The sequence below is a fragment of the Sulfuritalea sp. genome (assembly GCF_031426875.1).
Classification (GTDB): domain Bacteria; phylum Pseudomonadota; class Gammaproteobacteria; order Burkholderiales; family Rhodocyclaceae; genus Sulfuritalea.
The window spans coordinates 80,126-106,119 of sequence record NZ_JASJPC010000019.1 but is presented as its reverse complement, the minus strand read 5'-3'; the positions used below and the strand labels follow the sequence as shown (position 1 = coordinate 106,119).

General features: G+C 64.3%; 24 protein-coding genes. 11 read left to right on the top strand and 13 right to left on the bottom strand.

All coding sequences use genetic code 11. The features are described 5' to 3' along the window. The first annotated feature begins 297 nt into the window (after window positions 1–297). From argH to RMO95_RS08805, 3 genes are read left to right on the top strand one after another with little or no spacing between them, the layout of a single operon-like run. Window positions 298–1,701: an argininosuccinate lyase gene (argH, locus tag RMO95_RS08815; RefSeq protein ID WP_310450244.1), complete on the top strand. Its 1,404-nt coding sequence runs from the start codon at window positions 298–300 to the stop codon at window positions 1,699–1,701. A gap of 10 nt (window positions 1,702–1,711) precedes the next feature. After that, entirely contained in the window at window positions 1,712–3,025 is a 1,314-nt protein-coding gene (locus RMO95_RS08810) for a serine/threonine-protein kinase (protein WP_310450243.1), read from the top strand. Further along, window positions 3,022–3,912, top strand: coding sequence for a fructosamine kinase family protein (locus RMO95_RS08805; protein WP_310450242.1), 891 nt, complete (start codon window positions 3,022–3,024; stop codon window positions 3,910–3,912). The genes RMO95_RS08810 and RMO95_RS08805 overlap by 4 nt, the downstream gene beginning before the upstream one ends. A gap of 1 nt (window position 3,913) precedes the next feature. On the opposite strand, the gene grxD is transcribed toward RMO95_RS08805, so the two are convergent. Together grxD and apaG are read right to left on the bottom strand one after the other, a co-directional pair. After that, window positions 3,914–4,234, bottom strand: a complete 321-nt coding sequence (gene grxD / locus RMO95_RS08800; protein WP_310450241.1) for a Grx4 family monothiol glutaredoxin — start codon at window positions 4,232–4,234, stop codon at window positions 3,914–3,916. Between the two features lie 108 nt (window positions 4,235–4,342). Continuing rightward, window positions 4,343–4,726, bottom strand: a complete 384-nt coding sequence (apaG, locus tag RMO95_RS08795) for a Co2+/Mg2+ efflux protein ApaG (protein ID WP_310450240.1) — start codon at window positions 4,724–4,726, stop codon at window positions 4,343–4,345. Window positions 4,727–4,879: 153 nt separating this feature from the next. On the opposite strand from apaG, the gene RMO95_RS08790 reads away from it, so the two are divergent. Continuing rightward, entirely contained in the window at window positions 4,880–6,190 is a 1,311-nt protein-coding gene (locus RMO95_RS08790) for an adenylate/guanylate cyclase domain-containing protein (protein WP_310450239.1), read from the top strand. Here the strand turns inward: RMO95_RS08790 and RMO95_RS08785 are convergent. Continuing rightward, on the bottom strand, window positions 6,184–7,899 hold the full coding sequence (locus RMO95_RS08785) for an ATP-binding protein (RefSeq protein ID WP_310450238.1): 1,716 nt from the start codon (window positions 7,897–7,899) through the stop codon (window positions 6,184–6,186). The genes RMO95_RS08790 and RMO95_RS08785 overlap by 7 nt on opposite strands. 230 nt (window positions 7,900–8,129) lie before the next feature. Here RMO95_RS08785 and RMO95_RS08780 point away from each other — a divergent pair, with 230 nt between their 5' ends. Beyond that, entirely contained in the window at window positions 8,130–8,840 is a 711-nt protein-coding gene (locus tag RMO95_RS08780; RefSeq protein WP_310450237.1) for a prepilin-type N-terminal cleavage/methylation domain-containing protein, read from the top strand. Between the two features lie 48 nt (window positions 8,841–8,888). Here the strand turns inward: RMO95_RS08780 and RMO95_RS08775 are convergent, their stop codons facing one another. Next, window positions 8,889–10,868 (bottom strand): monovalent cation:proton antiporter-2 (CPA2) family protein, encoded by a 1,980-nt coding sequence (locus tag RMO95_RS08775; RefSeq protein ID WP_310450236.1) that lies wholly within the window; start codon window positions 10,866–10,868, stop codon window positions 8,889–8,891. A 160-nt stretch (window positions 10,869–11,028) separates the two neighbouring features. Here RMO95_RS08775 and RMO95_RS08770 point away from each other — a divergent pair, with 160 nt between their 5' ends. From RMO95_RS08770 to RMO95_RS08750, 5 genes are all read left to right on the top strand, one after another. Then, window positions 11,029–11,970 (top strand): KpsF/GutQ family sugar-phosphate isomerase, encoded by a 942-nt coding sequence (locus RMO95_RS08770; RefSeq protein ID WP_310450326.1) that lies wholly within the window; start codon window positions 11,029–11,031, stop codon window positions 11,968–11,970. After that, a complete protein-coding gene (locus RMO95_RS08765; RefSeq protein WP_310450235.1) occupies window positions 11,970–12,506 on the top strand; it encodes an HAD hydrolase family protein in 537 nt (178 codons plus the stop codon). The genes RMO95_RS08770 and RMO95_RS08765 overlap by 1 nt, the downstream gene beginning before the upstream one ends. 193 nt (window positions 12,507–12,699) lie before the next feature. After that, window positions 12,700–13,275: an LPS export ABC transporter periplasmic protein LptC gene (lptC, locus tag RMO95_RS08760; RefSeq protein ID WP_310450234.1), complete on the top strand. Its 576-nt coding sequence runs from the start codon at window positions 12,700–12,702 to the stop codon at window positions 13,273–13,275. Further along, a complete protein-coding gene (lptA, locus tag RMO95_RS08755) occupies window positions 13,272–13,898 on the top strand; it encodes a lipopolysaccharide transport periplasmic protein LptA (protein WP_310450233.1) in 627 nt (208 codons plus the stop codon). The genes lptC and lptA overlap by 4 nt, the downstream gene beginning before the upstream one ends. Further along, window positions 13,895–14,671 (top strand): enoyl-CoA hydratase, encoded by a 777-nt coding sequence (locus tag RMO95_RS08750; protein ID WP_310450232.1) that lies wholly within the window; start codon window positions 13,895–13,897, stop codon window positions 14,669–14,671. Before lptA ends, RMO95_RS08750 begins: the two co-directional genes overlap by 4 nt. A gap of 21 nt (window positions 14,672–14,692) precedes the next feature. On the opposite strand, the gene RMO95_RS08745 is transcribed toward RMO95_RS08750, so the two are convergent. Then, window positions 14,693–14,917, bottom strand: coding sequence for a hypothetical protein (locus RMO95_RS08745; RefSeq protein ID WP_310450231.1), 225 nt, complete (start codon window positions 14,915–14,917; stop codon window positions 14,693–14,695). Between RMO95_RS08745 and RMO95_RS08740 the strand changes: the two genes are divergently transcribed. Then, a complete protein-coding gene (locus tag RMO95_RS08740; protein ID WP_310450230.1) occupies window positions 14,916–15,473 on the top strand; it encodes a phasin family protein in 558 nt (185 codons plus the stop codon). The two genes, RMO95_RS08745 and RMO95_RS08740, sit on opposite strands and share 2 nt — an antisense overlap. A gap of 375 nt (window positions 15,474–15,848) precedes the next feature. Here the strand turns inward: RMO95_RS08740 and RMO95_RS08735 are convergent, their stop codons facing one another. The 8 genes from RMO95_RS08735 to RMO95_RS08700 all read right to left on the bottom strand — a co-directional run bounded on the left by RMO95_RS08735 (window position 15,849) and on the right by RMO95_RS08700 (window position 25,934). After that, window positions 15,849–17,021 (bottom strand): pyridoxal phosphate-dependent aminotransferase, encoded by a 1,173-nt coding sequence (locus RMO95_RS08735; RefSeq protein ID WP_310450229.1) that lies wholly within the window; start codon window positions 17,019–17,021, stop codon window positions 15,849–15,851. 73 nt (window positions 17,022–17,094) lie between these two features. Further along, window positions 17,095–17,439 carry an FKBP-type peptidyl-prolyl cis-trans isomerase gene (locus RMO95_RS08730; protein ID WP_310450228.1) on the bottom strand — a complete coding sequence of 115 codons (345 nt, stop codon included), beginning with the start codon at window positions 17,437–17,439 and terminating at the stop codon, window positions 17,095–17,097. 37 nt (window positions 17,440–17,476) lie between these two features. Further along, window positions 17,477–20,059, bottom strand: a complete 2,583-nt coding sequence (locus tag RMO95_RS08725; RefSeq protein ID WP_310450227.1) for an EAL domain-containing protein — start codon at window positions 20,057–20,059, stop codon at window positions 17,477–17,479. A 109-nt stretch (window positions 20,060–20,168) separates the two neighbouring features. After that, window positions 20,169–21,038 (bottom strand): NAD(P)-dependent oxidoreductase, encoded by an 870-nt coding sequence (locus tag RMO95_RS08720; protein WP_310450226.1) that lies wholly within the window; start codon window positions 21,036–21,038, stop codon window positions 20,169–20,171. 5 nt (window positions 21,039–21,043) lie between these two features. Further along, window positions 21,044–21,919 carry an NAD(P)-dependent oxidoreductase gene (locus tag RMO95_RS08715; protein WP_310450225.1) on the bottom strand — a complete coding sequence of 292 codons (876 nt, stop codon included), beginning with the start codon at window positions 21,917–21,919 and terminating at the stop codon, window positions 21,044–21,046. Window positions 21,920–21,963: 44 nt separating this feature from the next. After that, the gene (locus tag RMO95_RS08710) at window positions 21,964–22,563 is read right to left on the bottom strand and encodes a DUF4202 domain-containing protein (protein WP_310450224.1); all 600 of its coding nucleotides are present in this window, start codon (window positions 22,561–22,563) and stop codon (window positions 21,964–21,966) included. Between the two features lie 17 nt (window positions 22,564–22,580). Continuing rightward, window positions 22,581–23,831: a bifunctional glutamate N-acetyltransferase/amino-acid acetyltransferase ArgJ gene (gene argJ / locus RMO95_RS08705; protein WP_310450223.1), complete on the bottom strand. Its 1,251-nt coding sequence runs from the start codon at window positions 23,829–23,831 to the stop codon at window positions 22,581–22,583. Between the two features lie 489 nt (window positions 23,832–24,320). Continuing rightward, entirely contained in the window at window positions 24,321–25,934 is a 1,614-nt protein-coding gene (locus RMO95_RS08700) for an RNA-directed DNA polymerase (protein WP_310450222.1), read from the bottom strand. Window positions 25,935–25,994 lie beyond the last annotated feature (60 nt).

Here is a 25,994-nt window from a genome sequence, read left to right as displayed (position 1 = left end):
TGGCAATGTCCACGGCGGATATCAAGGGGCCAAGCAAAGGCGCGATGTTAGGCGGCGCATCAGTCGGCGTCAACGCGCAATCGTTGGCCGGTGCGTCCCGGCTTCGCTTTCGCCGGCGGATTTCCCGACACCGGCAAAGGGCGCGCGGCCCCGCCACGCAGATGACATTCACCATTGCGCCATGCGTCGGCACGGTGGGGTTTTCCCTTATACTTCGGGCTTGACTCAATTGCCCGTCACCGTTGATTTTCCAGTGTTTTTATGGAATGCACCGGTGCCCGACGTGCCAGCCCGATTATGACCGAACCAAAACTTTCAAATTCTCCGGCAAACCAGACCGCCTGGTCGGGCCGCTTTTCCGAGCCGGTTTCCGATCTCGTCAAACGCTACACGGCTTCGGTGTTCTTCGATCGCCGCATGTGGCGACAGGACATACGCGCTTCCCTGGCCCATGCGCGCATGCTGGCGCGCCAGGACATCATCGGGGCCGCCGATCTGGCCGCCATCGAACAGGGCATGGTGACGATCACCGGCGAGATCGAGGCCGGCAGTTTCAACTGGAATCTCGACGACGAGGACGTGCACCTCAACATCGAGAAACGCCTCACTGCGCTGGTCGGCGATGCCGGCAAGCGCCTGCACACCGGCCGCTCGCGCAACGACCAGGTGGCCACCGACATCCGGCTCTGGCTGCGCGACACCATCGACGACATCGACGCCCTGCTGCGCAATTTCCAGGCCGCGCTGCTCGATGCAGCCGAGGCGCACGTCGACACGCCGCTGCCCGGCTTCACCCATCTGCAGGTGGCCCAGCCGGTGACCTTCGGCCATCACCTGCTGGCCTATTTCGAGATGCTGCGCCGCGACCGCGAGCGCTTAGCCGACTGCCGGCGCCGGGTCAATCGCCTGCCGCTGGGCGCCGCCGCCCTGGCCGGCACCACCTTTCCGATCGACCGCGAAGCCGTGGCGCGCGAGCTCGGTTTCGAATCCGTCTGCGAAAACTCGCTGGACGCCGTATCCGATCGCGACTTCGCCATCGAATTCTGTTCCGCCGCTGCACTGGTGATGACCCACATCTCCCGCTTCTCGGAAGAACTGATCCTGTGGATGAGCCCGCGCGTCGGCTTCATCGATCTCGCCGACCGCTTCTGCACCGGCTCGTCGATCATGCCGCAGAAGAAGAACCCGGACGTGCCGGAACTCGCGCGGGGCAAAACCGGCCGCGTCTTCGGCCACCTGATGGGCTTGCTGACATTGATGAAGGGACAGCCGCTGGCCTACAACAAGGACAATCAGGAAGACAAGGAACCCCTGTTCGACACGGCCGACACCTTGATCGACACCTTGCGCATCTTTGCCGACCTGGTACCGGGCATTCGGGTCAAGCCGGAGGCCATGGCGGCCGCATTGCGCCAGGGCTATGCCACGGCAACGGACCTGGCCGACTACCTGGTGAAGAAGGGCTTGCCTTTCCGCGACGCCCATGAAGCGGTCGCCCGCGCCGTGCGTGCCTGCGAAGCGCGCGGCTGCGACCTGCCGGACCTGACGCTCGAAGAACTGCGCTCCTTCTCGCCGCTGGTGACCGAGGATGCATTCGCCGTGCTGACCGTGGCCGGTTCGCTCGCCGCACGCGACCACCTTGGCGGCACTGCGCCGGCCCAGGTGAGGGCCGCCATCGCACGTTCGCGCACTCGGATCTAACCGCCAATCGATGGCAATTCCCGAGCGCGTCGGCAAGTACGAGATTCGCCGCAAACTCGGTGAAGGCGCCACTTCCATCGTCTACCTCGGCTATGACCCCTTCGCCGAACGCGAAGTGGCGGTCAAGGCGATCTTTCCCGAGGTGCTGCGCGACAAGGAAAGAGGCAAGCTCTATCGCAACCTGCTGATGACCGAGGCTTCGCTGGCCGGCAAGCTCAACCATCCGCACATCGTGCAGATTTTCGATGCCGTGGTGGACCAGGAGCAGAGCTACATCGTCATGGAGTATGTCAGGGGCGGCACGCTGGAACCCTTCTGCACGCCGAGCACGCTGCTGCCGGTGGATCGCCTGGTGGAGATGATCTTCAAGTGCACCCGTGCACTCGACTACGCCGTTCGCGCCGGCATCACGCATCGCGACATCAAGCCGGCCAACATCCTGCTGGTCAATCCGAGCGACAACCCGGAGCAGGCCGGCGGCGACATCAAGATCTCGGATTTCGGCGCGGCGATGATGAGCAGCGGGGAACAAACCCGCACCCAGGTATCGGGCGTCGGCTCGCCGGCCTACATGTCGCCACAGCAGGTGCGCGACATGACGCTCAATCACCAGACCGACATCTACTCCCTGGGCGTGGTGATGTACCAGTTGCTGACCGGCCGGCTGCCGTTCCAGTCGACATCCAATTACGGCATGATTTACCAGATCTGCAACACCGATCCGCCACCGCCGTCGACCTTCCGCGCCGACATGCCGGTGAGCCTGGATGCCGTGGTGGCGCGCGCCATGCAAAAGGAAATCGCGGCGCGATACCAGAGCTGGGAGGAGTTTTCCCACGATCTCGCCCAGTCCTTCCGCAACAAGCTGCTGGTGTCGCAGCGTCAGGCATTTCCGGACAGCGAAAAATTCGAGGCGCTACGCGCGCTGAAATTCTTCGGCGAGTTTTCTGACGTCGACCTTTGGGAAGTGGTGCGCTTCTCGCGCTGGGACGAAGTTGCCGCCGGCACGGTGATCATGCGCGACGGCGAGCGTGGCAACTTTTTTGCCTTCCTGCTCGACGGCGAACTGACGGTCTCGAAAAGCGGCCACGCGCTGGGAACCCTGGCCGCCGGCGAATGCTTCGGCGAAATGGCCATCATCCGCCGCGGCGAACACACGCGCGGTGCCGATGTCGTGGCACAGACCGCCACCCGCGTCGTCACCATCTCGGCGCAGGCGCTGCAACATGCCTCGGATGCATGCCGGATGCACTTTTATCAGGGCTTCCTCGACGTCATCGCCGGTCGCCTGGCCGATGCGAATGCCCGCCTGGCTTCGCTTTGACGCCCGGCTTCGACGCCATCGCAGCGGCGATCGACGAGCGCACGGGCACTCGCTTCGCGCCATGCACCGTCAGTCCGGTCGGCGGCGGCTCGATTCATCGCGCCTGGCAGCTCGATGACGGACATCGCCGCTTCTTCGTAAAGACCGGCGGCATCGCCGCGGCACCGATGTTCGCCGCGGAAGCGCTGGGATTGCAGGCACTGACTGCTGCCGCCGTGGTGCCAACGCCAACTTTCATCACCCTGGGCCAAGCCGAAGCCGAGGCCTTCCTGGTGCTCGACTATCTTGACCTGAAGCCGCTGGATCAGACCGGCGCTGCCCGGCTCGGCACGGCGCTGGCACAGTTGCATCGCGTGACCGGCGACTCGTTCGGCTGGCCGGCGGACAATTTCATCGGCGCCACGCCGCAGCAGAATGCGCCGCATCCGGGTTGGCCGCATTTCTTCGGCGAACGCCGGCTGCGACCGCAGCTGCAACTCGCGCTGCAAAACGGCATGGACAAAGCGCTGGTGACAAAAGGCCATGGCGTCATCGAGCGTATCGGCGGTCTTTTCATCGACTACCGGCCGGCGCCGAGCCTGCTGCATGGCGATCTATGGTCGGGCAACGCCGCGCAAACCAGCGACGGGCCGCCGGTGATCTTCGACCCGGCCTGCTACTACGGCGATCGTGAAACCGATATTGCGATGGCGGAACTGTTCGGCGGCTTCCCCGCCAGCTTCTATGCCGCCTACCGCGCTGCCTGGCCGCTGGACCCGGCTTACGAGCTACGCAAGCCGCTTTACAACCTGTACCACATCCTCAATCACTTCAACCTGTTCGGCGGCGCCTATCTGGGTCAGGCGCAGCGCATGATCGAGCGCCTGCTGGCGGAACTCCGGCGCTGATTCAGGCGTTGACGATCGGTTCCAGCTGTTTCTGCAGTTCGCCCGACTGATACATCTCGGTCATGATGTCGCTGCCGCCGACGAATTCGCCGTTGATGTAAAGCTGCGGCACGGTCGGCCAGTTGGCGTAGTCCTTGACGCCCTGGCGCACGTCCGGGTCGGCCAGCACATCCACCGTGACCAGGTTCTTGACGCCGCAGGCCTGCAGAATCTGGATTGCACGCGCGGAAAAACCGCACTGCGGAAATTGCTGGGTACCCTTCATGTAGAGCACCACCGGGTTGCCGGTGACGGTATCGTGAATCTTCTGCTTGGTGTCCATGGTTTGTCGTTTAATAGTTGAGTAAATAAGTCGGGATATTCTAACGGTGCCTATGCCCCTCGGTCAACTGATTGTCTGGCTACGGTCGGCGCGCAGCTGTGCCCAGGTTCAATGCAGGACGCGCGGCATGGACAGGACGAACTCGGCGATCGGCGCCGCAAACTGCACGCCGTCTTCCGCGGTCATCTGGTAACTGCCCTTCATGGTGCCCACGGCGGTGGCCAGCTGGCAGCCGCTGGTGTATTCGAAGCTCTGCCCCGGCTCCAGCAAAGGCTGGTGGCCGACCACCCCCAGACCTCGCACTTCCTGCACATGGCCCTCGGCGTCGGTGATGATCCAGTGCCGTGAAATCAACTGCGCCGGCACGTTGCCGGTGTTGCTGATGGTCACGGTATAGGAGAAGACGTGACGATTGATCGCCGGATCGGATTGCTCCGCAATATAGTGGGTCGCCACGGCAACCTCGATCTCGTATTTCTTTGACTCCGCCATGGGCGGCCATTGAACACCAATTCGCGCGGCGGAGCAAGAATCCATTTGGCGGATGTGCCATTCACTGATCATTCTTGACCATTGCGGGCGATTCCGCGACACTTCAAGTATGCGAACCAATTGACGGTCGACCAACCGGCCTAAAGCCGTTTCATGACATCTCCCGAATCAAGCGCCACGCCGCCGCATTTTCTGGAACGGCTGCAGAACGCCGGCATAGAGCCGGGCGACAGCGAAGAACTGCGGCTGAACAAGTCGCTCTTGATGTTCGCGACCGGCCTGGTGAGTCTGGCGACGATAATCTGGGTCGGGATCTACTCGATCCTCGGGCCGCAGTTTTCTGTCACGCTGCCCTTCTTCCTGCAGTTGCTGCTCGCCGGCAACATGCTGGCCTACATCAAGTCGAAGAACTTCGAATTCTTTCGCGTCACCCAGTTGGGGCTGTTCCTGTTCTGGCCCTTTATCGCGCAATGGACCGCCGGCACCATCGTGTCCACCAGCGGCGTGGTGTTGTGGGCTCTGCTCGCGCCGATCGGCGCCATCCTCTGCATCGGTGTCCGGCAATCCATGGGCTGGTTCATTGCCTGGGTCACGCTGACTTTCGTGTCGGCCGCCACCGACTGGTATCTGGCCGACGCGGCGATCTCGCTGAGAGCCGATGTACCGATCCGCACCACCGTGGTGTTTTTTGCCCTCAACTTCGTCGCCGTGGCGACCATCATCTATCTGCTGCTGCGCATGTCGATAGAGGAAAAGCGCAGGATGCAGAAAGGCCTCGAAGACGCCCACCGGCAAATCCAGATCGAACAGGAACGCTCCGAAAAACTGCTGCTGAACATCCTCCCCGGCACGATCGCGGAACGCCTGAAGAACTCCGACAAGACCATCGCCGACGGCTTTGCCGATGTCACCGTGATGTTCGCCGACATCGTGAACTTCACCCAGGTGGCAGCCAACATGTCGCCGTCCCAGGTGTTCGCCATGCTGAACCGCATCTTTTCGGCCTTTGATGAGCTGGCGGAAAGCCACGGCCTGGAAAAGATCAAGACCATCGGCGATGCCTACATGGTCGCCGGGGGACTCAATGAAGACCTGAGCGATTATTCGGCGGCCGTCGCCGACATGGCGGTGGCCATGCGCGACCTGCTAAGGCGCGACTTCGCGATCAATGCCTCCCATCTTGGAGTTCGCATCGGCATCGGCACCGGTCCGATTGTCGCCGGCGTCCTGGGCAAGAAGAAATTCATCTACGACCTGTGGGGCGACACGGTGAACATCGCCAGCCGGATCACCTCGGAAGGCGTGCCCGGCATGATCCAGTGCGACACCATGACCTACCACCGCCTGGCCACGAGCTTCGATTTTCACGAGCCGCAAACCATCTACCTCAAGGGCAAGGGCAACATGACCGTGTATCGGCTGATCGGCCGCAAGGGCGCGACCGATCCCGACGACAACTATTGAGTTGCCAGAGCCAGTCGAAAGCAAACCCGGCCGGGTCGATTTTCGGCCAGGCTAAGCTGGTATCCCGCGACCTGGGCGTAACGCGCCGCGTGATAGAGCCCGATGCCATAGCCGCCCGCCGAAGATACGGGACCGGTAAATAGCCTGGGCGCAACGTCCTCCGCCACCGCCGCGCCATTGTCGCAGACGAGCAGTTCGAAACCGGCGTCGGTGCTCTTCAGCTCGACGCGCGCGCGAATGCCCGGTTCCCTCAGGTGTTTCTCCGCAGCGTTGCTGATCAGGTTATCGACCACGCCGGAAAACACCTCGGCGGGAAGTTCGCCGGGCGCCACCCGGTCGGCCTCGAAACTCAACCAGGTGAGCGCCGCCATGCGCTGTTGCAAGGCCAGCCACCACTCCGCCGCGATGATTTGGCGGGCTGCGGATCGGCCTTGCGGCGCGTTGAGTTTGGCCAGGGTATCGGCCAGCCGATCCGTGATGGCCGGCAACTGGCGCCGCAGCAGTGCCTGATAGTCGCGCGACGACTCGGCACCGGGCTCGATGCCGGCGGAGCACAGCGTATTCAGCGATTGCAGCAGATTCTTGACGTCATGCGTGAGCCGCGCCCCGGTTTCGTGGATCGCCTGCATGTAAGACAAATGCTTGAGCGCCAGCGCGCGCTGCTTGTCGGCGTAAAACTGCGCCAGCAATTGGGCCAGCAAGTTGTAGTGCCAGATCAGCGTCGGCGACGGTGCGTGCAGGGTGTAGAACACCAGCACCATGCCGCCGTGGCTGAATTCCCAGCGGCGCCCGTCGGTCACGCCGAAGCGCCCGCTGCCGCCGCCGGCAATCCATTCCCCGCCCCTGACCCACGGCAGGCGCTGGACGATTTCGGCACAGGCCTGCTGCAGAAAGTCCTGCGGGTCTTCTTCGCGCAAGGCCAGGTTGGACAGGGCCTGCAACCACTGCTCGACGGGCAGGCCGATCGACATCAGGTAGCGGGAAATCAGCCCGCCGATCCCGGAAAAGCCCGAACGCGGATTCGACACCAGGCCCAGCAGCATCAGCATCAAGCCGGTCACCAGCAGGGTCTGCAGCAGCGCCTCGACATAGCCGCTGCCCAGCAGCAACATGGCCGCCAGGCTGCCCAGCATCAGCACGGCCAGCAACAGGAAGACGAACAGGCTGTAGACGAAATCCACCACTTCGCGCCCGCTGTCGATCTCCTGCCCGCGGGGCAACAAGACCATCACCCCGAGCACCACGGGCAGGACCGCACGGCCCAGCCAGAGAATCTCCGCCGGCGGTCGCGCCTGCGGCACCGCCAGCGGCGCCGCCATCAGCATCAGCGCCATGACCAGGAAGCCCAGCGCCAGCAGGTAGAACAGGCGGGACGCGCGAGCGCCGAAGAGCAACACCTTGCCACCGACAATGCCTGCCAGCATCATGATCCACAGCGCGATCATCCAGCCCTTGAGAAATGCCGCGGCGACCAGAACCACGGCTCCCACCACCAGCAGCCAATGTGGCGACAGGCGCTGCTCGGCCTGCACGAAGGGTTGCCAGAGCATGAACAGGCCGAGATGGACGACAAACAGCGTCCTGCCGATCAGCGTGTCCGGCCCCTGCCAGAGCACCAGGTACAGGGCCACCAGCAGCGCCATGAGCAAACCGCGGCGCAGGGTGATCAGCCGCGCCGACAGCGTCGAAGAAAGGGGAGAAATCACCACGGCATCGAATCGGCGGCCAAAGCAGGAAGAACGGAGGATAGGCCGATTCTAGCCGGCGAGGGCGGCCAGGAATCCGCCAGATAACCGACAAACCTGTCCAAATTTCGACAGATGCCGTTCGAATTTAATTTAGATTAAACTTGAAGCTGTTGAATTTAATGCATTAAAATAACAGGTATGAGTTGTGCTTTATGTAGGCTACCTATAACCACCCCACAGGGGAGATGATCATGAAAAGCAGACAATCCGGTTTTACCCTGGTCGAAATCGCCATCGTGCTGGTCATTATCGGCCTGCTGTTGGGCGGCGTGCTCAAGGGCCAGGAACTGATCAACAGCGCCAAGATCAAGAATCTCATAGCGGACATGAACGGCATCAGCACCGCGGTCTATGCTTATCAGGATCGATACAAGGGCCTGCCGGGAGATGACTCTGGTGCCGTTGGCCGCTGGGCAGCCAACACTGCGGCGGCCCTTCCCGCGACTTCCGTTGGCAATGCGACCTTACAAGGGGTATTCAATTCGGCGACGGTCACAGACGAATCGCGGTTGTTCTGGCAACATCTCCGTTTGGCCGGCTTCATCGGCGGCGACCCCACCACCACCCAGCCGATCAACGCCGTCGGCGGCATCACGGGCGTGCAGTGGGGTGCCGGCAACCAGACGGTTGCGGCTTTGACGCAAGGGCTTGCCGGTCTGGTCGTTTGCCAATCGAATATCTTGGGCAGGATCGCGGAAGCGATGGACAATCAATTGGATGACGGCAGGCCGAACAGCGGCGCAGTCAGGTCATGGACCCAGGGGGCAGGCCTGCTGGTGGCGGCTGACGCGGCCACGACCGCTGTGGATATTACGGCAGCGGCCACCGGAAGTCCTAGCCCGGCCACAACCTATGTCGATGACGGCAACACGATGTACACCGTCTGCAAGAAAGTTACCTGAAGCAGCATCGGAAATGATTGCTGGAGAAGCCCGCTTCGGCGGGCTTCTTCATTTCTGCTTGCCGCGCAGCAGCAGTTCCTCGCCCGCCCCCACGGCCGCGGCTGACCCGAGCAGCACCACCACGTCGTCTTCCATCAGCACCAGGGCCGGTTCGAGTTTCAGCGCGCGTTGCGTGCGGCGCCGGATCGCCGTGGCGCCAGCGCCAACTCTTGCCAGATCGAGCGCGCCCACCTGGCGCCCGATGGCCCAGCTGCCGGGCGCCAGCGTCACCGCATGCAGGCGCGGCTGGTCGGCATCGGCCAGATGGGCGCCGGCGTCCGCGGCGCCGTGGAAGAAGCCGCGCAGCAGGGCGTAGTGCTGCTCGCGCACGCCGCGCAGGCGCTTGATTACCTTGTGCATCGGTATGCCCGACAGGGCCAGCGCATGGGTGGCCAGCATCACGCTGGATTCGAGAGCCTCCGGCACCACCTCGGCAGCGCCGGCAGCGTAGAGTTTTTCGACATCGTCCTGCTCCCTGGCGCGCGACACGATGGCGACGTCGGGACGCAGCTCCCTGACCCGGTGGATCACCCGCAACGCGGCATCGATGTCGGCGAAGCTGATGATCACCACGCTGGCCCGCGACAAGCCGGCCGCCAGCAGGGTCTCCTTCCGCGACGAGTCGCCGTAGGAGACCGCCTCGGCCGCCTTGCTGGCCTCGCGCACGCGTTCGGGATCGAGGTCGAGGGCCATGAAGGAGACGCCCTCGGCTTCGAGAAAGCGCGCCAGATGCTGGCCGGTGCGGCCGTAGCCGCAGATGATGGCGTGCTTGTCGCTGGTGAGCGACTGCGCGGCGAGTTGTGTCAACTGCATCGAACGCAGCAGCCATTCCGAGGCGACGAAGCGGAACACCAGGCGGTCGGAAAAATGCACGATCAGCGGCGCCAGCAGCAGCGACAGCACCATCGCCGCCAGCACCGGCTGCAAGGTCGCGGCGTCGAGCAGATTCACGTCGCCGGCGCGCGCCAGCACCACAAAGCCGAATTCGCCGCCGGCGCACAGCCACAGCCCGCTGCGCAGCGCGGTGCCCGGCGAACCGCCCAGCAGCCTTGAGGCGGCGCCGACGATCACCAGCTTGAGCGCCACCAGCGCCACCAGCAAGCCAGCCACCAGCGCCCATTGGCCGAGGATCTGCGGCACATCCAGACGCATGCCGATGGCAATGAAAAACAGGCCCAGCAAGACATCGCGGAAAGGCTTGATGTCCTCTTCCACCTGATAGCGGTATTCGGTTTCACCGATCAGCATGCCCGCGGTGAAGGCGCCCAGCGCCAGCGACAGGCCCGCCAGTTCGGTCAGCCAGGCCAGGCCGAGGGTGATCAGCAGCACATTCAGCATGAACAGCTCGGCGGACTTGCGGCGCGCCACCATGTAGAACCAGGCGGACAGCACGCGCTGCCCGATGAACAGCACCAGGCTCAGCAGCACCGCGGCCTTGAGGGCCGCCAGCAGCAGGGCTTCGGCCATCACCTCGACCGGTTGCGACAGGGCCGGGATCAGCACCAGCAGCGGCACCACCGCGATGTCCTGGAACAGCAGCACGCCGATCACCTCGCGCCCGTGCGGCGCATCGAGTTCGCCGCGCTCGGCCAGCAGCTTCGACAGCATGGCGGTCGATGACATCGCCAGCGCGCCGCCCAGGGCGATGCCCGCCAGCCAGGGGATGCCGGCCAATCGCGCCAGCAGGGTCGCCACCAGCACCGTCACCGTCACCTGCGCCAGTCCCAGGCCGAACACGATGCGCTTCATGCTGTAGAGCCGCGCCAGCGAAAATTCGAGGCCGATGCTGAACATCAGGAAGACCACGCCGAACTCGGCCAGATGCCGGGTCTGCTCGGTGTCCGGCACCCAGCCCGCGGCATGCGGCCCCAGCGCCGCGCCCACCAGCAGGTAACCCATGATCGGCGGCAGGCCGAGCATGCGAAAGATCACCACGACAACCACGGCGGCGGCGAGCAGCAACAGAATCAGGGGCAGGACGTCGGTCATCGGGCAGAGGGGTAGCAGCGAAGAAGATGCAAAGGAGTGCGGGGCGCGGTTGCTATAATTTGGTTCCATCATAAACGCCAGCCCCCCGATGAACCAAGCCATCAAGTCGACCGAGCCATCGTCCGCGCTTCGCGCCCATGATCTCGATCGCGCCGTGCGCATGGGCCGCCAGGTGCTGGAGATCGAAGCAGCGGCAGTCGCCGCGCTGGGGCAGCGCCTGGGCAGCGAGTTCGGCAAGGCGGTGGTGCTGATCCTCGAAAGCCGCGGCCGGGTGGTTGTCAGCGGCATAGGCAAATCGGGCCACATCGCGCGCAAGCTCGCCGCCACCTTCGCCAGCACTGGCACCCCGGCCTATTTCGTCCATGCCGCCGAAGCCGTGCATGGCGATCTGGGCATGATCACGCGCGACGACGTACTGATCGCGATTTCCAATTCCGGCGAGAACGACGAGTTGCTGACCATCGTGCCGCTGGTGAAGCGCCTGGGCGGCAAGCTGATCGCCATCACCGGCAACGAGACTTCCTCCCTGGCTCAGGAGGCCGACATCCATCTCGACGCCCGCGTCGACCAGGAAGCCTGCCCGCTGAACCTGGCGCCGACCGCCAGCACCACGGCCGCGCTGGCGCTGGGCGACGCGCTCGCGGTGGCCCTGCTCGACGCGCGCGGCTTCGGTGCCGAGGACTTCGCCCGCTCGCATCCCGGCGGCGCGCTCGGCCGCAAACTGCTGACCCACGTTGCCGACGTCATGCAGACCGACGTGCCGATGCTGGACGAAAGCGCAGCGGTCCCCGTCGCGCTGGCCGCGATGACCAAGGGCGGCATGGGCATGGCGGTGGTGCTCGATGCGCAGGCGGGCATCACGGGAATTTTCACCGACGGCGATCTGCGGCGAGCCATGGAGCGCCTCGGCGACTTGCGCGCGACACCGGTGGCCGCGGTCATGACGCGCCATCCGCGCAGCATCGGCGCCCGGCGCCTGGCGGTCGAGGCCGTCGAGATGATGGAAGCCAACAAGATCAACCAGCTGCTGGTGACCGACGAGGCCGGCAAGCTTTGCGGCGCCTTGAACATGCACGACCTGTTCCGCGCCAAGGTAGTCTGATGGCCGGTTTCGCGCCTGCGGCCATGACCCGGGCGGCGCGGATCGCGCTGATGGGCTTCGACGTCGACGGCGTGCTGACCGACGGCAGCCTCTACTTCAGCTCCCAGGGCGACGAAATCAAGGTCTTTTCCAGCCTCGACGGCCACGGCCTGAAGATGCTGCAGCGCGCCGGCGTCGAGGTGGCCATCATCAGCGGCCGCAGTTCAAGGGCCCTGGAACTGCGCGCCCAGAATCTCGGCATTGCCGCGCTACACATGGGGGTCGAGGACAAGCGCGGGCTGATCACCGAACTCGCGGCGCAACGCGGCATCGAACTCGCACAGGCCGGCTACATGGGCGACGACGTCGTCGATCTGCCGATCCTGCGTGCCTGCGGCTTTTCCGCGACGGTGGCCGACGCCCACGACGAAGTCCGTTCCCGCGTCGATTACGTCGCCAGCAAGGGCGGCGGGCGCGGCGCCGTGCGCGAAGTCTGCGACCTGATCCTGCGCGCGCAGGGCAAGTGGGACGCCGCGATGGCGGAATATCTGGCATGAACAGCTTATCCCCCTCCCCTTCTCCAGGAGAAGGGGTGCGCACGCGCACCCCTTCGGGGAATATATTGGCCCCCCCCCCATCCCCCGCCCATTGGGCGGAGGTGACTAGTCACCTCCCCCGCCTGGCGGGGGAGGATGGGAGGGGGTGCCCTGTCTTACCCCGCGCCAGCGTGGGCGGCCCGGCGGCAGACCTATGAAAGATCGCGGCGCCTCGCTGTTTCCGCTGGCCATGCTGGTGCTCCTGGCCGCGCTGACCTTCTGGCTCAACCGCCTGATCCAGGACGACAGGCCGCGCGGCCCGCAGCGGCACGATCCCGACTACTGGGTCGAACGCTTCGAGGTGCGCCGCTTCGACATCGACGGCCAGTTGCAGCACACCCTGGTTGCCGACAAGCTGGTGCATTACCCCGACGACGACACCACGATCGTCACGGCGCCGCACATCAGCTATCGCCGGCAACCGCCGTCCGAAGTGTCCGCCCGCATGGCCTACGTCGGCCGCGACGGCAAGGAGATCGACCTGGTGGATGAGGTGAAGGTGATACGTCACGGCACGCAAGACGGCTCGCCCGCCACCGTGCTGGAAACCAGGACGCTGAAGGTATTTCCCGATGATGAAAAGGCCCGCACCCGCGATCCCGTCGTCATCACCCGGGGCAACAGCATCATGCACGGCAGCGGGCTAGAGCTAGACAACAAATCCGGCATCACGGTCCTGCACGGCCGCGTGACGGGCACCCTCCATCGCAACCGGACCGAGACACCATGAAATTTCTTCTTCGACACGCCGCCATTGCCGGTCTTGCCGGCCTCACGCTTGCCGCGGGCGCGGCAAGGGCGGAAAAAGCCGACCAGGACAAGCCGGTCAACATCGAGGCCGACCGGGTTTCGGTCGACGATGTGAAAAAGATGCAGACCTTCGAAGGCAACGTGCAATTGAAGAAGGGCACGCTGGTGATCCGCGCCGCACGCATCGTGGTCACCCAGGACGACAACGGTTACCAGCGCGGCGTCGCCACCGGCGGCGCCAATGGGCTGGCGAGCTTCAGGCAAAAGCGCGAGGGCCTGGACGAATACATCGACGGCGAAGCCGAGCGCATCGAGCACGACGCCAAGGCCGAGAAAACCGAGTTTTTCAACCGTGCCCGGGTCAAGAGCGGGCGCGACGAAGTTCGCGGCCAGTTCATTTCCTATAACGCACTGACCGAGAACTACTTCGTCACCAGCGGCCCCAACGGCACCCGCGCCAAACCAGGCAGCAACGAGCGCGTGCGCGCGGTGATCCAGCCGAAAAACAAGGACACCGGCGCGCAAGCGCAAAGCCCCGCCGACGCCGCCCCGGCGCTGAAGGGCGCCGATAACCTCAGCCCCCGCAAGGAGACAGCACAGTGAATTATGAAAACATCATCGTCGAAACCCGCGGCAAGGTCGGCCTGATCACGCTCAACCGGCCCAAGGCCATGAACGCCCTCAACGACGGCCTGATCGACGAAATCGGGACCGCCCTGGACGGCTTCGAGGCCGACGCGGCCATTGGCTGCATGGTCATCACCGGCTCGGAAAAGGCCTTCGCCGCGGGCGCCGACATCGGCGCCATGGCCGGTTGGGACTTCATGGACGTCTATAAGGCCAACTACATCAGCCGCAACTGGGACCGCATCGCCCGCTGTCGCAAACCGATCATCGCCGCCGTTGCCGGTTTCGCGCTGGGCGGCGGCTGCGAACTGGCCATGATGTGCGACATGATCTACGCCGCCGACACCGCCAAGTTCGGCCAGCCCGAGATCAAGCTCGGCATCCTGCCCGGCGCCGGCGGCACCCAGCGCCTGCCGCGTGCCGTGAGCAAGGCCAAGGCCATGGACATGTGCCTGACGGCCCGTTTCATCGATGCCCAGGAGGCCGAGCGCGCCGGCCTGGTGTCGCGCATCATCGCCGCCGACAAACTGCTCGAAGAAACTCTCGCGGCAGCGGCGACCATCGCCGGATTCTCGCTGCCGGTGGTCATGATGATCAAGGAATCGGTCAATCGCGCCTACGAATCCAGCCTGCAGGAAGGCCTGCTGTTCGAGCGCCGCACTTTCCACTCGGCCTTCGCCCTGGCCGACCAGAAGGAAGGCATGACGGCCTTCGTCGAAAAGCGCAAGGCGATTTTCCGCGACGCCTAGACAGGCTTCTGCATCGCAGCATCAAAGGCCCTCATGGGCCTTTTTTGTTTTTGCAAGCCATTGTTTTAGGCTGGTTAATATTCCATGGAAAAATTTTGTTGCATCGCACCAAAAAACTCTTGACAGGGCGTCTTTCATCCCTATAATGGGAACCATGATGCACTGCAACATCGCCCCGGCGGTCAGGGGTGAGCGATACCAATCCGACACATTGCCGATTTGATACCAGTCCCAGGAGATCACCATGAACGCCACCACCGAACAATTCGCCACTGCCAACAAGGCCACCGTAGAAACCCTGCTGACCATTGCCAACACGGCTTTCGCCAGCGCCGAGCGCCTTGCCGCGCTGAACCTCAACACCGCCCGCGCCATGCTGGAAGACAGCGTTGCCAACGCCAAGGCCCTGCTCGGCGTCAAGGACGTGCAGCAACTGATCGCCATGCAGACCACGCTGGCCCAGCCCGCCGTCGAGAAGGCAGTCGCTTACTCGCGCAGCGTGTATGAGATCGCCACCCAGACCCAGGAAGAACTGTCCAAGGTCGTCGAAGGCCAGTTTTCCGAACTGAACAAGAATGTCACTTCCGCTCTCGACAAGGCCGTCAAGAACGCCCCGGCCGGCTCCGATGTCGCCGTGGCTGCCGTGAAGTCGGCGATCGCCGCCGCCAACTCGGCCTACGACAGCATGACCAAGGCTGCCAAGCAAGTTGCCGAAATCGCTGAAGCCAACGTCGCCGCGGCCACCACCGCGACCGTCAAGGCTGTCGGCACCGGCGCGCCGAAGGCCAAGAAAGCCGCCTAAGCGACTTTCGCAACGTCTCCTCCTCCGGCCCCGCAAAGGGGCTGGTTTCAGACCCGATGCCGCAATGCATCGGGTCTTTTTTATTGCCGGCACGCGAAGCGCTATCCCCGGCAGGCAAAGCCCTGTGCGGAATACACGGACGGTATCCCAGCGATATTGCCGGCGCGCGTCCCACCAGGGGATACCGTCCCTGCGGGACATAAAGCGCTATCCCCGGCAGGCAAAGCCCCGTGCGGAATGCGGAGACGGCATCCCGACCGGGATGTTGCATCCTCGGGTCCAAGCCCGGTAGGAGCGAGCTTGCTCGCGAAAAGCTTCGGCGATACCTTGGCTGCCCGATTCGCGAGCAAGCTCGCTCCTACGAATAAACGGCGCTTACAGTGCGCGCAAACGCTCCCCGGCCGCTGCCAGGGTGGCTTCGTTCTTGGCGAAGCAGAAACGGATCACGCGCTGGTCGTCGCCGTCGGGATTGAAGACCGACACCGGAATTGCCGCGACGCCGTGCTCCTTGGTCAGGCGCTGGACAAAGCGGGTATCGGGTTCGTCGCTGATTGCGGCATAGGTGGCGAGCTGGAAGTAGGTGCCGGCGCAGGGCAGCAGGACAAAGCGCGAGCCTTGCAGCTGCTGGCGGAAGAAATCCCGCTTGGCCTGGTAGAAGCCCGCGAGGTCGTCGGCGAACTCCGGATGCTCGCTCATGAAATCCGCCAGCGCGAGCTGCGCCGGGTGATGCACCGTGAATACGATGAACTGGTGCGCCTTGCGAAATTCGTTCATCAGGCTGCGCGGCGCCAGGCAATAGGCGACTTTCCAGCCCGTTACGTGGTAAGTCTTGCCGAAACTCGAAACCACGAAGCTGCGCTCGCGCAAACCGGGATAGCGGGTCACGCTCTCGTGGCGCGGCTTGGCGCCGGCGCCGTGATCCTGGTCGAACACCACGTGTTCGTAGACCTCGTCGCTGACCACCACGATCTTGGTGTCCCGCACCAGGGTTTCCAGCATCGCCAGGTCGCCCGCCGACCACACCGAGCCGCTCGGGTTGTGCGGCGAATTGATGATGATCATGCGCGTGCGCGGCGTGATCAGCGCGCGCACTTCGTCCCAGTCGGGCCTGAACTCGGGAAAGCGCAAATGAGCGTACACGGCGTGGCCGCCGTTGAGCGTGATGCCGGGCACGTAGGAGTCATACACCGGGGCGAAGACGATCACCTCGTCGCCCGGCCTGACGCAGGCGGCGATTGCGGTATAGATCGCCTGGGTTGCGCCGGCGGTCACCGTCACTTCGCTTTCCGGGTCGTACACGGCCAGGTAAAGCCGTTCGACCTTTGCCGCGATCGCCGCGCGCAGGGACGGCACGCCGGCCATCGGCGGATACTGGTTGGCGCCGGCGGCCATGTGGTGCGTGACGCGCTCCAGCAGCCGCGGCGAGGGCGAAAAGTCGGGGAAACCCTGCGACAGGTTGATCGCCCCGTGTTCCGCGGCAAGCCGCGACATGACGGTGAAAATCGTGGTGCCGACGTTCGGCAGGCGGGAAGCGGGATAGAGTGCCATGGCGGTCAGTGATGATGGAGCGGTGGGGCAGGCAACGCCGGCAGATCGCCGCCGCTGCCCGGTAGCGCCGGACTCAATCCAGGCCGAGCAGTTCCACCTCGAACACCAGCGTCGCATTGGGCGGAATCACCCCGCCGGCGCCGCGTGCACCGTAGCCGAGCGCGGGCGGGATGGTCAGCTTGCGCGTGCCGCCGATTTTCATGCCCTGCACACCTTCGTCCCAGCCGCCGATGACCTGCCCGCGGCCCAGCGCGAACTGGAAGGGGTCGTTGCGATCCTTGCTCGAATCGAATTTCGAACCGTCGGTGAGCCAGCCCGTGTAATGCACCGTAACCATCTGCCCGGCACAGGCTTCCGCGCCCTCGCCGACGACGACTTCTTCGAACACAAGGCCGCTGGCCGTGGTGATTTGACTCATTGCGCTGCTCCAGAATATTTATGGGTGAAGGCCCGCATTATGCCCCAGCGCCCCGGATCAACTGCGGACTGAAGATTTCATCGGCTGCGGCCGGCGGCAAGGGGCGCGCGAACAGATAGCCCTGAAACTTCTCGCAGCCGAGCCCGCGCAGGACGTCGAGCTGCTCGCGGGTTTCGACACCCTCCGCCAGCGTGTCGAGGCCCAGGCTCCCGGCCAGGCCGATGATGGCGGTGACGATGGCCGCGTCCTCCGGGTCGATGGTCAGGTCGCGCACGAAACTCTGGTCGATCTTCAGCTTGTGCACCGGGAAACGCTTGAGATAGCTCAGGCTCGAATAACCGGTGCCGAAATCGTCGATGACCAGTTGCACGCCCATCGCCGAAATCTCCTGCAGCCTGGCCTGGGTTTCTTCGATGTCGTGCATCAGGGTCGACTCGGTGATCTCCAGTTCCAGCAGCCGCGCCGGCTGCCCGGTATCGGCCAGGATGCGGCGCAGCATGTCGACCAGGCCCGCCTGCCGGAACTGGCGCGGCGAGAGGTTGACCGAAACGGGCAGCAGCGGCCGGCCCTCCTGCTGCCAGACGCGGTTCTGGCGCAAGGCCTCGCTCAGCACGTATTCGCCGATCGGCACGATCAGTCCGGTTTCCTCGGCGATCGGAATGAACTCGCCCGGCGCGATCATGCCGTGCTCGGGGTCGTCCCAGCGCAGCAGCGCTTCCATGCCGCAGACCGCGCGGCGCGGCCAGTCGATCAGCGGCTGGTAGTGCAGCAGCAGCTGCCCGCCCTCGATGGCCTGGCGCAGGCGGTTCTCCAGGGTAAAAAAGTGCGCCGCCTGCTCGTTCATGCGCTTGGCAAAGAACTGGAAGTTGTTGCGCCTGGCCGCCTTGGCGTGATACATCGCCGTGTCGGCGTTCTTCATGAGCGCGAACACCTCGTCGCCGTCATCGGGGAAAATGCTGATGCCGATCGAGGGCGTGGCCCGCAATTGGTGATTGTCGATGCTCACCACCGTGGCCAGGGCGCCGAGAATCTTCTCCGCGACCTGCACCGCATCGTCGGGCGAGGACATCTCGTGCAGCACGATGACGAACTCGTCGCCGCCCAGGCGCGACACGGTATCGACCGCCCGCACCACACCGGTCAGGCGCTGCGCGACATGCTTGAGCAGTTCGTCGCCGATGGCATGGCCGAGGGTGTCGTTGACCGTCTTGAAGCGGTCGAGGTCGAGGAACATCACCGCTACGCGGTGGCGGTCGCGCTGGGCCAGTGCCAGCGTCTGCTGCAGGCGGTCGTGCAGCAGCGCGCGATTGGGCAGGCCGGTCAGGCTGTCGTGATGCGCGACATGCCAGATGCGTTGCTCGGCCTGCATCCTTTCGAACACCTCCTCCTGCAGCTGTGTGTTGGCGTTCGCCAGTTCGGCGGTGCGCTCGACCACGCGCTGCTCCAGCACCTCGTGGGCGCGCAGCAGCGCCTCCTCCGCCTGATGCCGCTCGGTGACGTCCTCGAAAATCCAGATCAGGTCGACGCTGCCGGCCTGGCTGGCGACCTGGCGCCCCGTGGCGCGCACCCAGAAGGGATGGCCGTCACGGTGCCGCACGCGGTTCTCGCCGACATAGGTGGCGCCGGCCGTGACCACCGGCATGACTTCGGCACCGTGACGCTGGTAGTCCTCCTCGCCGAGGTAGAACACGCGCGTCGAGCGTCCCGCCAGCTCCTCCGGCCGGTAGCCGAAAATCTCGGCCATGCGGCGGTTGCAGCGCTGCACCATGCGATCCCGCGCAAACAGGATGCCCACTGCCGCGTTGTCGAAAATCAAACGCTGTTCGTCGAAGGCCTGCCGCGCACGCGCCTCGGCCTCGCGCGTCGCCGTGTAGTCCTCCGCCAGCCAGACCGAACCGAGATGCGGATTGGCCGCGTCGAAGGCGCTGCCGCTGACGCGCAGCCAGCGCGGCTTGCCGTCGCGCCGCTGCAGCAGCTGCTCGCGGTGATGCACCGCGCCGGCGGCGAATTCGGCATAGACCTGCTCGCCGATGCGCTGGAATTCCTCGTCGCTGCTGAACAGTTGCCGCACCGAATGGCCGACCAGGCTGGCCTGCGGCAGCTCGAACAATTCCTCGAAACGCCGGTTGCAGCGCACGACCACACGGTTGCGCACCACGGCAATGCCCATCGAGGCGGTATCGAGGATGGCCGACAGTTCGCGCGTGCTGCCTTCGAGCGCCTCCAGCATCAGGCGATCTTCGGCAATGTCCTCGATGATCCACAGGGTGCCGTCGCGCGGGCGTTCCGGATCCACCGCCTTGGCCGAAACACGGCACCAGAAGCAACTGCCGTCCTTGCGCTTGAGCTGGGTCTCGGCGCGAAACGGACGGCCGGCCGCGAGCACCGGTCCGGCCTCGCGCCCGAGGGCCGAATAGGCTTCCTGATCGGGATAGAGAATCAGCGCCGACTGGTCGACGAATTCATCCAGGGTGTAGCCGAACATTTCGGCGCACAGCCGGTTGGCCTGTACCAGCCGGCGATTGTGGGTGAACACGATGCCGACCGTGGCATTCTCGAAAATCGCGTTGAGTTCGAGTGCGGCTTTCTTGGGCGGCACCGCCGGCCGGCCGGCGCTCACTGGACTACCCTCCCCCCAGCCCCCTCGCCAAGCGAGAGGGTGACGATGGTTCGCCGCTGCGCGGCTCCGCGTGATGACTGGCGCACCTTCGGGCGGCCGTGCGGGGCGCTCATCGCGCCGGTCCGGCGCCGGTTTCCAGCACGCGCAGCAAGGCGCTGGTGTCCTGCCTGCCGCGGCCCTGTGCCATCAATGCGTTGAGTTGCTGCCACACCGTGGCGGAAACCGGCAAGGGGGCGCCGATGCGCGTCGCCTCGTCCATCAGCAGCGCGTAGTCCTTGTGATGCAGCCGCGCCTCGACGCCGGCCGCAAAATTACGCGCCGCCATCCGCTCGCCGAAAACCTCAAGCACGCGCGAACCGGCCGAACCGCCCAGCATCGCCGTGCGAACCCTGGCGAAGTCGATGCCGGAGGCCGCTGCCAGCCGCGCCGCTTCGGCCGCCGCCTCGATCGCCGCCACCATCACCATCTGGTTGCAGGCCTTGGCCACCTGGCCGGCTCCGGTCTCGCCGACATGCACGACGGTCTTGCCCAGGGTTTCGAAGACAGGCTGGAGGCGTGGCGCCAGCGTCAACTTTCCACCCCACATGATCGCCAGCGTGGCGGCCCGGGCGCCTGCGCTGCCGCCCGACACCGGCGCATCGACGAAGTCCACGCCAAGCGGCGCGTAGCTCGCGGCGATGCGCCGCGCCGCGCTCGGCGCGATGGTCGAAAAATCGAGGTGAATGCCGCCCGGCGCAAAACCCCCGGCCAGGTCGCCGGCCAGCGCCTCGACGTCGGCACTGCCGGTGACATTGGTGCAGACTATCTCGCTGGCGCCTGCCACCGCGGCGGGAGAATCGCACCAGCTCGCGCCCTGCGCCAACAGAAAGTTGGCGCTGGCGGGACGGCGACTCCAGACGAACAGCTTATGCCCGGCATTCAGCAGATGCTCCGCCATCGGGTGGCCCATGGCGCCGAAGCCGATGAAGCCCAGATTCACGGCGACTACTCCGGCGTGCTCATCTTCTCCAGCAGTTGCAAGGCCGTGATCGAATCGTTCTCGCCCATGCCACTGCCGACGATGGCGTTGAAGATCTGTGCCGTCGCCGCCGCCGAGGGCAGCATCAGGCCCATGCGGTGCGCCTCTTCCATGATGATGCGCAAATCCTTCTGGTGCATCCAGGCCTTGAAGCCCGGCTTGAAGTTGCGGTCGAGCATGCGCTGGCCGTGGTTTTCAAGGATCTTCGAATAGGCGAAGCCGCCGAGCAAGGCCTCGCGCACCTTGGCCGGATCGACGCCGCTTCTCGCCGCGAAATTGAAGGCCTCGGCCACCGCCATCACACCGACCCCGGTGAGGATCTGGTTGCAGGCCTTGGCCACCTGGCCGGCGCCGGAATCGCCGATCAGGGTCACCGACTTGCCCATTTTCTCGAGCAAGGGTTTCACCTTGTCGAAAGCCGCCGCCTTGCCGCCGACCATGATGGTCAGCGCGGCGTTGATGGCGCCGGTCTCGCCGCCCGACACCGGCGCGTCGACGAAGTCGATGCCCTGCTCCGCCAGGCGCAGGCCGATGTTGCGCGCCGCATTCGGGTTGATGGTGGACATGTCGACCACGATCAGGCCGGGCTTGCCGCCACTGGCGAGACCGTCCGCTCCAAGGCAGACGGCCTCGACATCCGGCGCATCGGCGACCATGACGATCACCACTTCGGCATGCGCGGCCACCTGCGCCGGAGTGGCGTGGGTCTTGGCATTGACCGTCGAAAACGGCGCCAGCGACTCCGGCCGCCGCGCCCACAGATGCAGCGTGTGTCCGGCCTTTTCCAGGTGCAGGGCCATCGGACGGCCCATCAGGCCAAGGCCAATAAATCCTACTTGCATGGTTTTTCTCCTCTGTTGGGTTGGGTTGGGCTTGTAGTTTGTCGTCAGGCGCTGATGGCCTTGAGAATCAACGGCACCAGCGGTTCCGGCAGCTTGATGCCGCCACCGGTGGCAAAGTCGTGGGCGCGCTGCGACATTTTCCGCCAGGTCTTGTGGATGATGTCGAGCCACTTTTCCTCGCTGTATTCCGCATGCTGGCCGGCGAAACCGAGCATGTAGTACTCGATGAACACCAGGTCGGTGACGTCTTCCATCATCTGCGTGTCGGGATTGACCTTGAGCCCGCGCTTGCCGACGGCAGCCTTGACCTGATCGATCATGGCGTCGTCGTAGCCGGCCTCGCGCATCAGCTCGCCGGCGGTCTCGGCGTGGAACTTGTACAGCCCGGTGCGCCAGGCCAGATAGCCTTCCTTGGTCATCGGGTAGCTGCTGCGCGGCACCGTCCAGCGCTTGATGTGCTGGGCGCGCACGGCGAGCTGGGCGACCTCGCTGGCATCCGGCGCGTAGCGGCCGATCATCTCGGTCATGCGCTGCGCATAGAGCAGCTCCTTGGGCTGGCCTTCGTCGAGATTCGGGTCGGCGGCATTGGCGGCGTCGAACAGGGCGATGGCGCGCTCGAAGCGCTGCGGGTCTTGAATGGTCATGGTGTCCTCGGATTGAACTAAGAGCGGTAATCGGCGTTGATTTTCACGTAATCATAGGAGAAATCGCAGGTCCATACCGTGGCCTGAGCCTGGCCGCGGCCGAGGTCGATGCGCACGGTGATCTCGGCGTCCTGCATGATGCGGGCGCCATCCTCCTCACGGTAACTGGCGGCGCGGCCGCCGTGCTCCGAGACCAGCACTTCCCCGCCCGGTTTTTTGTCATTGTTGCCAAGCCAGACGCGCACGCCGGCGCTGTCGAGATCGGCGATGCCGGCGTAGCCGATCGCGGCAAGGATGCGGCCGAGGTTGGGGTCGGAAGCGAAGAAGGCCGTCTTCACCAGCGGCGAATGGCCGATGGCATAGGCCACCTGACGGCATTCCGCCACCGTGGCGCCAGCGCCAACTTTCACGGTGATGAACTTGGTCGCGCCCTCGCCGTCGCGCACGATGGCCTGGGCCAGTTCCTGCGCCACGCCGATCACGGCGTCGCGCAACGCCGGCCAGTGCGGCGAGGCTTCGCTGTCTATCATGCAGCCGGAAGCGCCGGTGGCGATGACGACGAAGGAGTCGTTGGTCGAGGTGTCGCCATCCACGGTGATGCAGTTGAACGAGGCATCGGCGGCATCCTTCGCCAGTTGCTGCAGCAGGGCCGGACTGAGCCCCGCATCGGTGGCGACGAAGCCGAGCATGGTCGCCATGTTGGGGCGGATCATGCCGGCGCCCTTGCTGATGCCGGTGACGGTGAATTGAGAGTTGGCGCTGGCGACACGGCGGCTGGCGGCCTTGGCCACGGTGTCGGTGGTCATGATGGCGTGCGCCGCGGCATGCCAGTGATCGGCCGCCAGATCGGCCTGCGCCGCAGGCAGGCCGGCGATCAGGCGTTCCACCGGCAGGTGTTCGAGGATCACGCCGGTCGAAAACGGCAGTACCTCGCGCGGCGCGCAGCCCAGCAGCCCGGCCGCCGCGGCGCAGGTGTCGCGCGCGGCCTGCAGGCCCTGCTCGCCGGTGGCGGCATTGGCGATGCCGGTGTTGATCACCAGCGCGCGTATCCCGCTGTCGCCGGCCAGATGCTCGCGGCACACGGTGACCGGCGCCGCACAGAAGCGGTTCTGGGTAAACACGCCCGCGGCGCGGCTGCCCGGCGCGAATTCGATCACGGTCAGGTCGCGCCGATTCAGCTTGCGGATACCGGCCTCGGCAGTGCCGAGCCGGACGCCGGCGACGGGGAACAGGGCTTCAGGGGCGGGGGTGGCGTAGTTGACGGGCATGGTTTGTGATGGCTCTTGCTGTAAATGGAAGGGAGGGCAAGCGAAACGCGCAGTTTATCCGCGTCCGGTCCAAGCTGGTTCAAGAGTCGGCGCTGGCGAAGCCCCGAAGGTAGTGCAGAGCAAGGCCATGCTCCGGGTTCCGCACCAGCGGGACGGTCGCAGCGCCGGCCCTGGTTCGCCGGCCTGCGGCTGCCCTCACTGCGGGGCCGCGCCAGGCCGCTGGCTAAACTAGCCGCTGCCGATGAAGCCGGCATCGTCGTCGGACAACGCCAGCGGACGCCCCCTGGCACGGCTCCTCGCTGCGGCGGCTCTCAAGGGCCACCGCTGCGACCATCCCGCCGACGCTGGCCCTGCGGGTAGATTCAAACGCATTGAGGTATCGGTCACGGAGCTACGCTGCATTGCTGCTCGACATCCTCCAAGTAACTGCGATCCTGGCTCCTTTTCCTGGGCCGCGCCTAGAATCAAATCATGCTGACGCCAATGGGATTATCCGGAAACATCCCCAAGCAAGTGTTCCAGCTCAAGATCGAAATCGTCGTCCGCATTACCATAGTCTTTGGGAACGACCGGCTTGACGGTTATCGGAAGGGAAGCGGCTTCGTCGTAAAACGAAACGCCAGCCGCTTTCATCGGGCTGAAATGCTTGCTGGCGGCTACAAAGTCGATTCCGCCGAGATTTGGAAGCCAACCCTTCACGTTGGACTCATAAGCGAGAAGCCATTGGCTCTCGACCAACTCCCCTTCATGCATCAGCGCCGCAAGACCTGAGACATCCACCGGCCCGAGAACAAGCCCTTTCGATATCGCGTGCAAGGCGCAGAGAGCCACGCAGGGGTCGGATGCCAACAGGGACTGCTCCACGGTCTTGGCGTCAAGTTTGCAGTCAAGGCAAATCGCGCCCCATAGCCCCCAGACCACTTCACTGCCATGATGTAGTGGCGCGTGATGCTCAATCAGTTGCTGCAGGGATTCGGCGATTCGGGACAAATCAAGCGGCATGCGTAGGTGATATTTGTAAAGCTCGCCAATCACTGCCGGCGCAGTTCCAGGCTCAACGGACAGGCACTGAAGCAACAAGCTTTCGTAGAGCGCCCAGTTCGTCTCGAAAATATTCACCGACCGCATGCGCTGGACCGAATAACGAAGAATGGCCTCTTCCCGATTACTCGCGGCCAGCTCGAAAGCCCTCCCAAAATAACTCAGCAGATCCGTTTGCTGGGTGCTGGCAGACAATACACGGAAAGCAAATAATCGGAGGTGCGGAACCCAAGATGCCTCAAGCTCCGAAGGGAGTTCAGTAATCCGGGTCTTCCTCGGGTTCAATTGAAGCTGAAGGTCGCCGATCAAATGCTGCAATTGCCCCAATGTTTCCTCCGCTTCGGCAATCGTCCGAAAGCCGCAGCCAATATCATCGATATAGCGAAATCCTCGTTTCGCAATTGCCCCGCCGAGCTTGGCATCCACGGATGAAAGAATAGCCTCGGCAATCACGAGGGACGTATCCGGCCCGATGGGGATACCGACTGTCTGCTTGTCCTGGCCGTTCCGTGTCGCCAAGTCCAAAACATTTCCAAGCAGGGTGTAGTCGTTCTGTCTGGCTTTTGCCACGCTCTTCGTATGCAGCGCCCAAGGAATCGAATGCGTATAAATGCTGGGATAGAACTGACTCAGATCAGTGGTGAGCAGGTATCGGGACGCCACTCGGGAGCGCGCCCGCGCCACGGGCATTGCATCGAACGCGTAGCGTGTATTGATGGCGCGAAGGCCATGCTTAAGGTATCGCGGCGTTGTCAGCGAAATCGGCGACACCGCGCACGCGGACTTCAGCGTCCCCCATCCTTCGGCGACAGCGCGAGCAATCTGATATTGGCTTACCGGATTGGGTATGGTCAGCTTTCTTCGCAGGGTTCCAGACCGGGCTTGGTTATGAATCGCCGGCAATGTCGTCAGGTTGGACTTGCTTCCCTTCTTGGTGATGTCCAGATACAGCACCGCCGGCGCCGTATCCGCGAATGCGCCGAACGACTTCGTGTTGAATGGCGGAGGCAACTCCTTGGGAAAGTATCCTCGCGCGAGAATTATTGAGAGGGGTGTAGTCATGATTGAGGTTGATCGCATGCTATCACCATCCCGCCAACACCGACTTTCTGCGCCTTGACG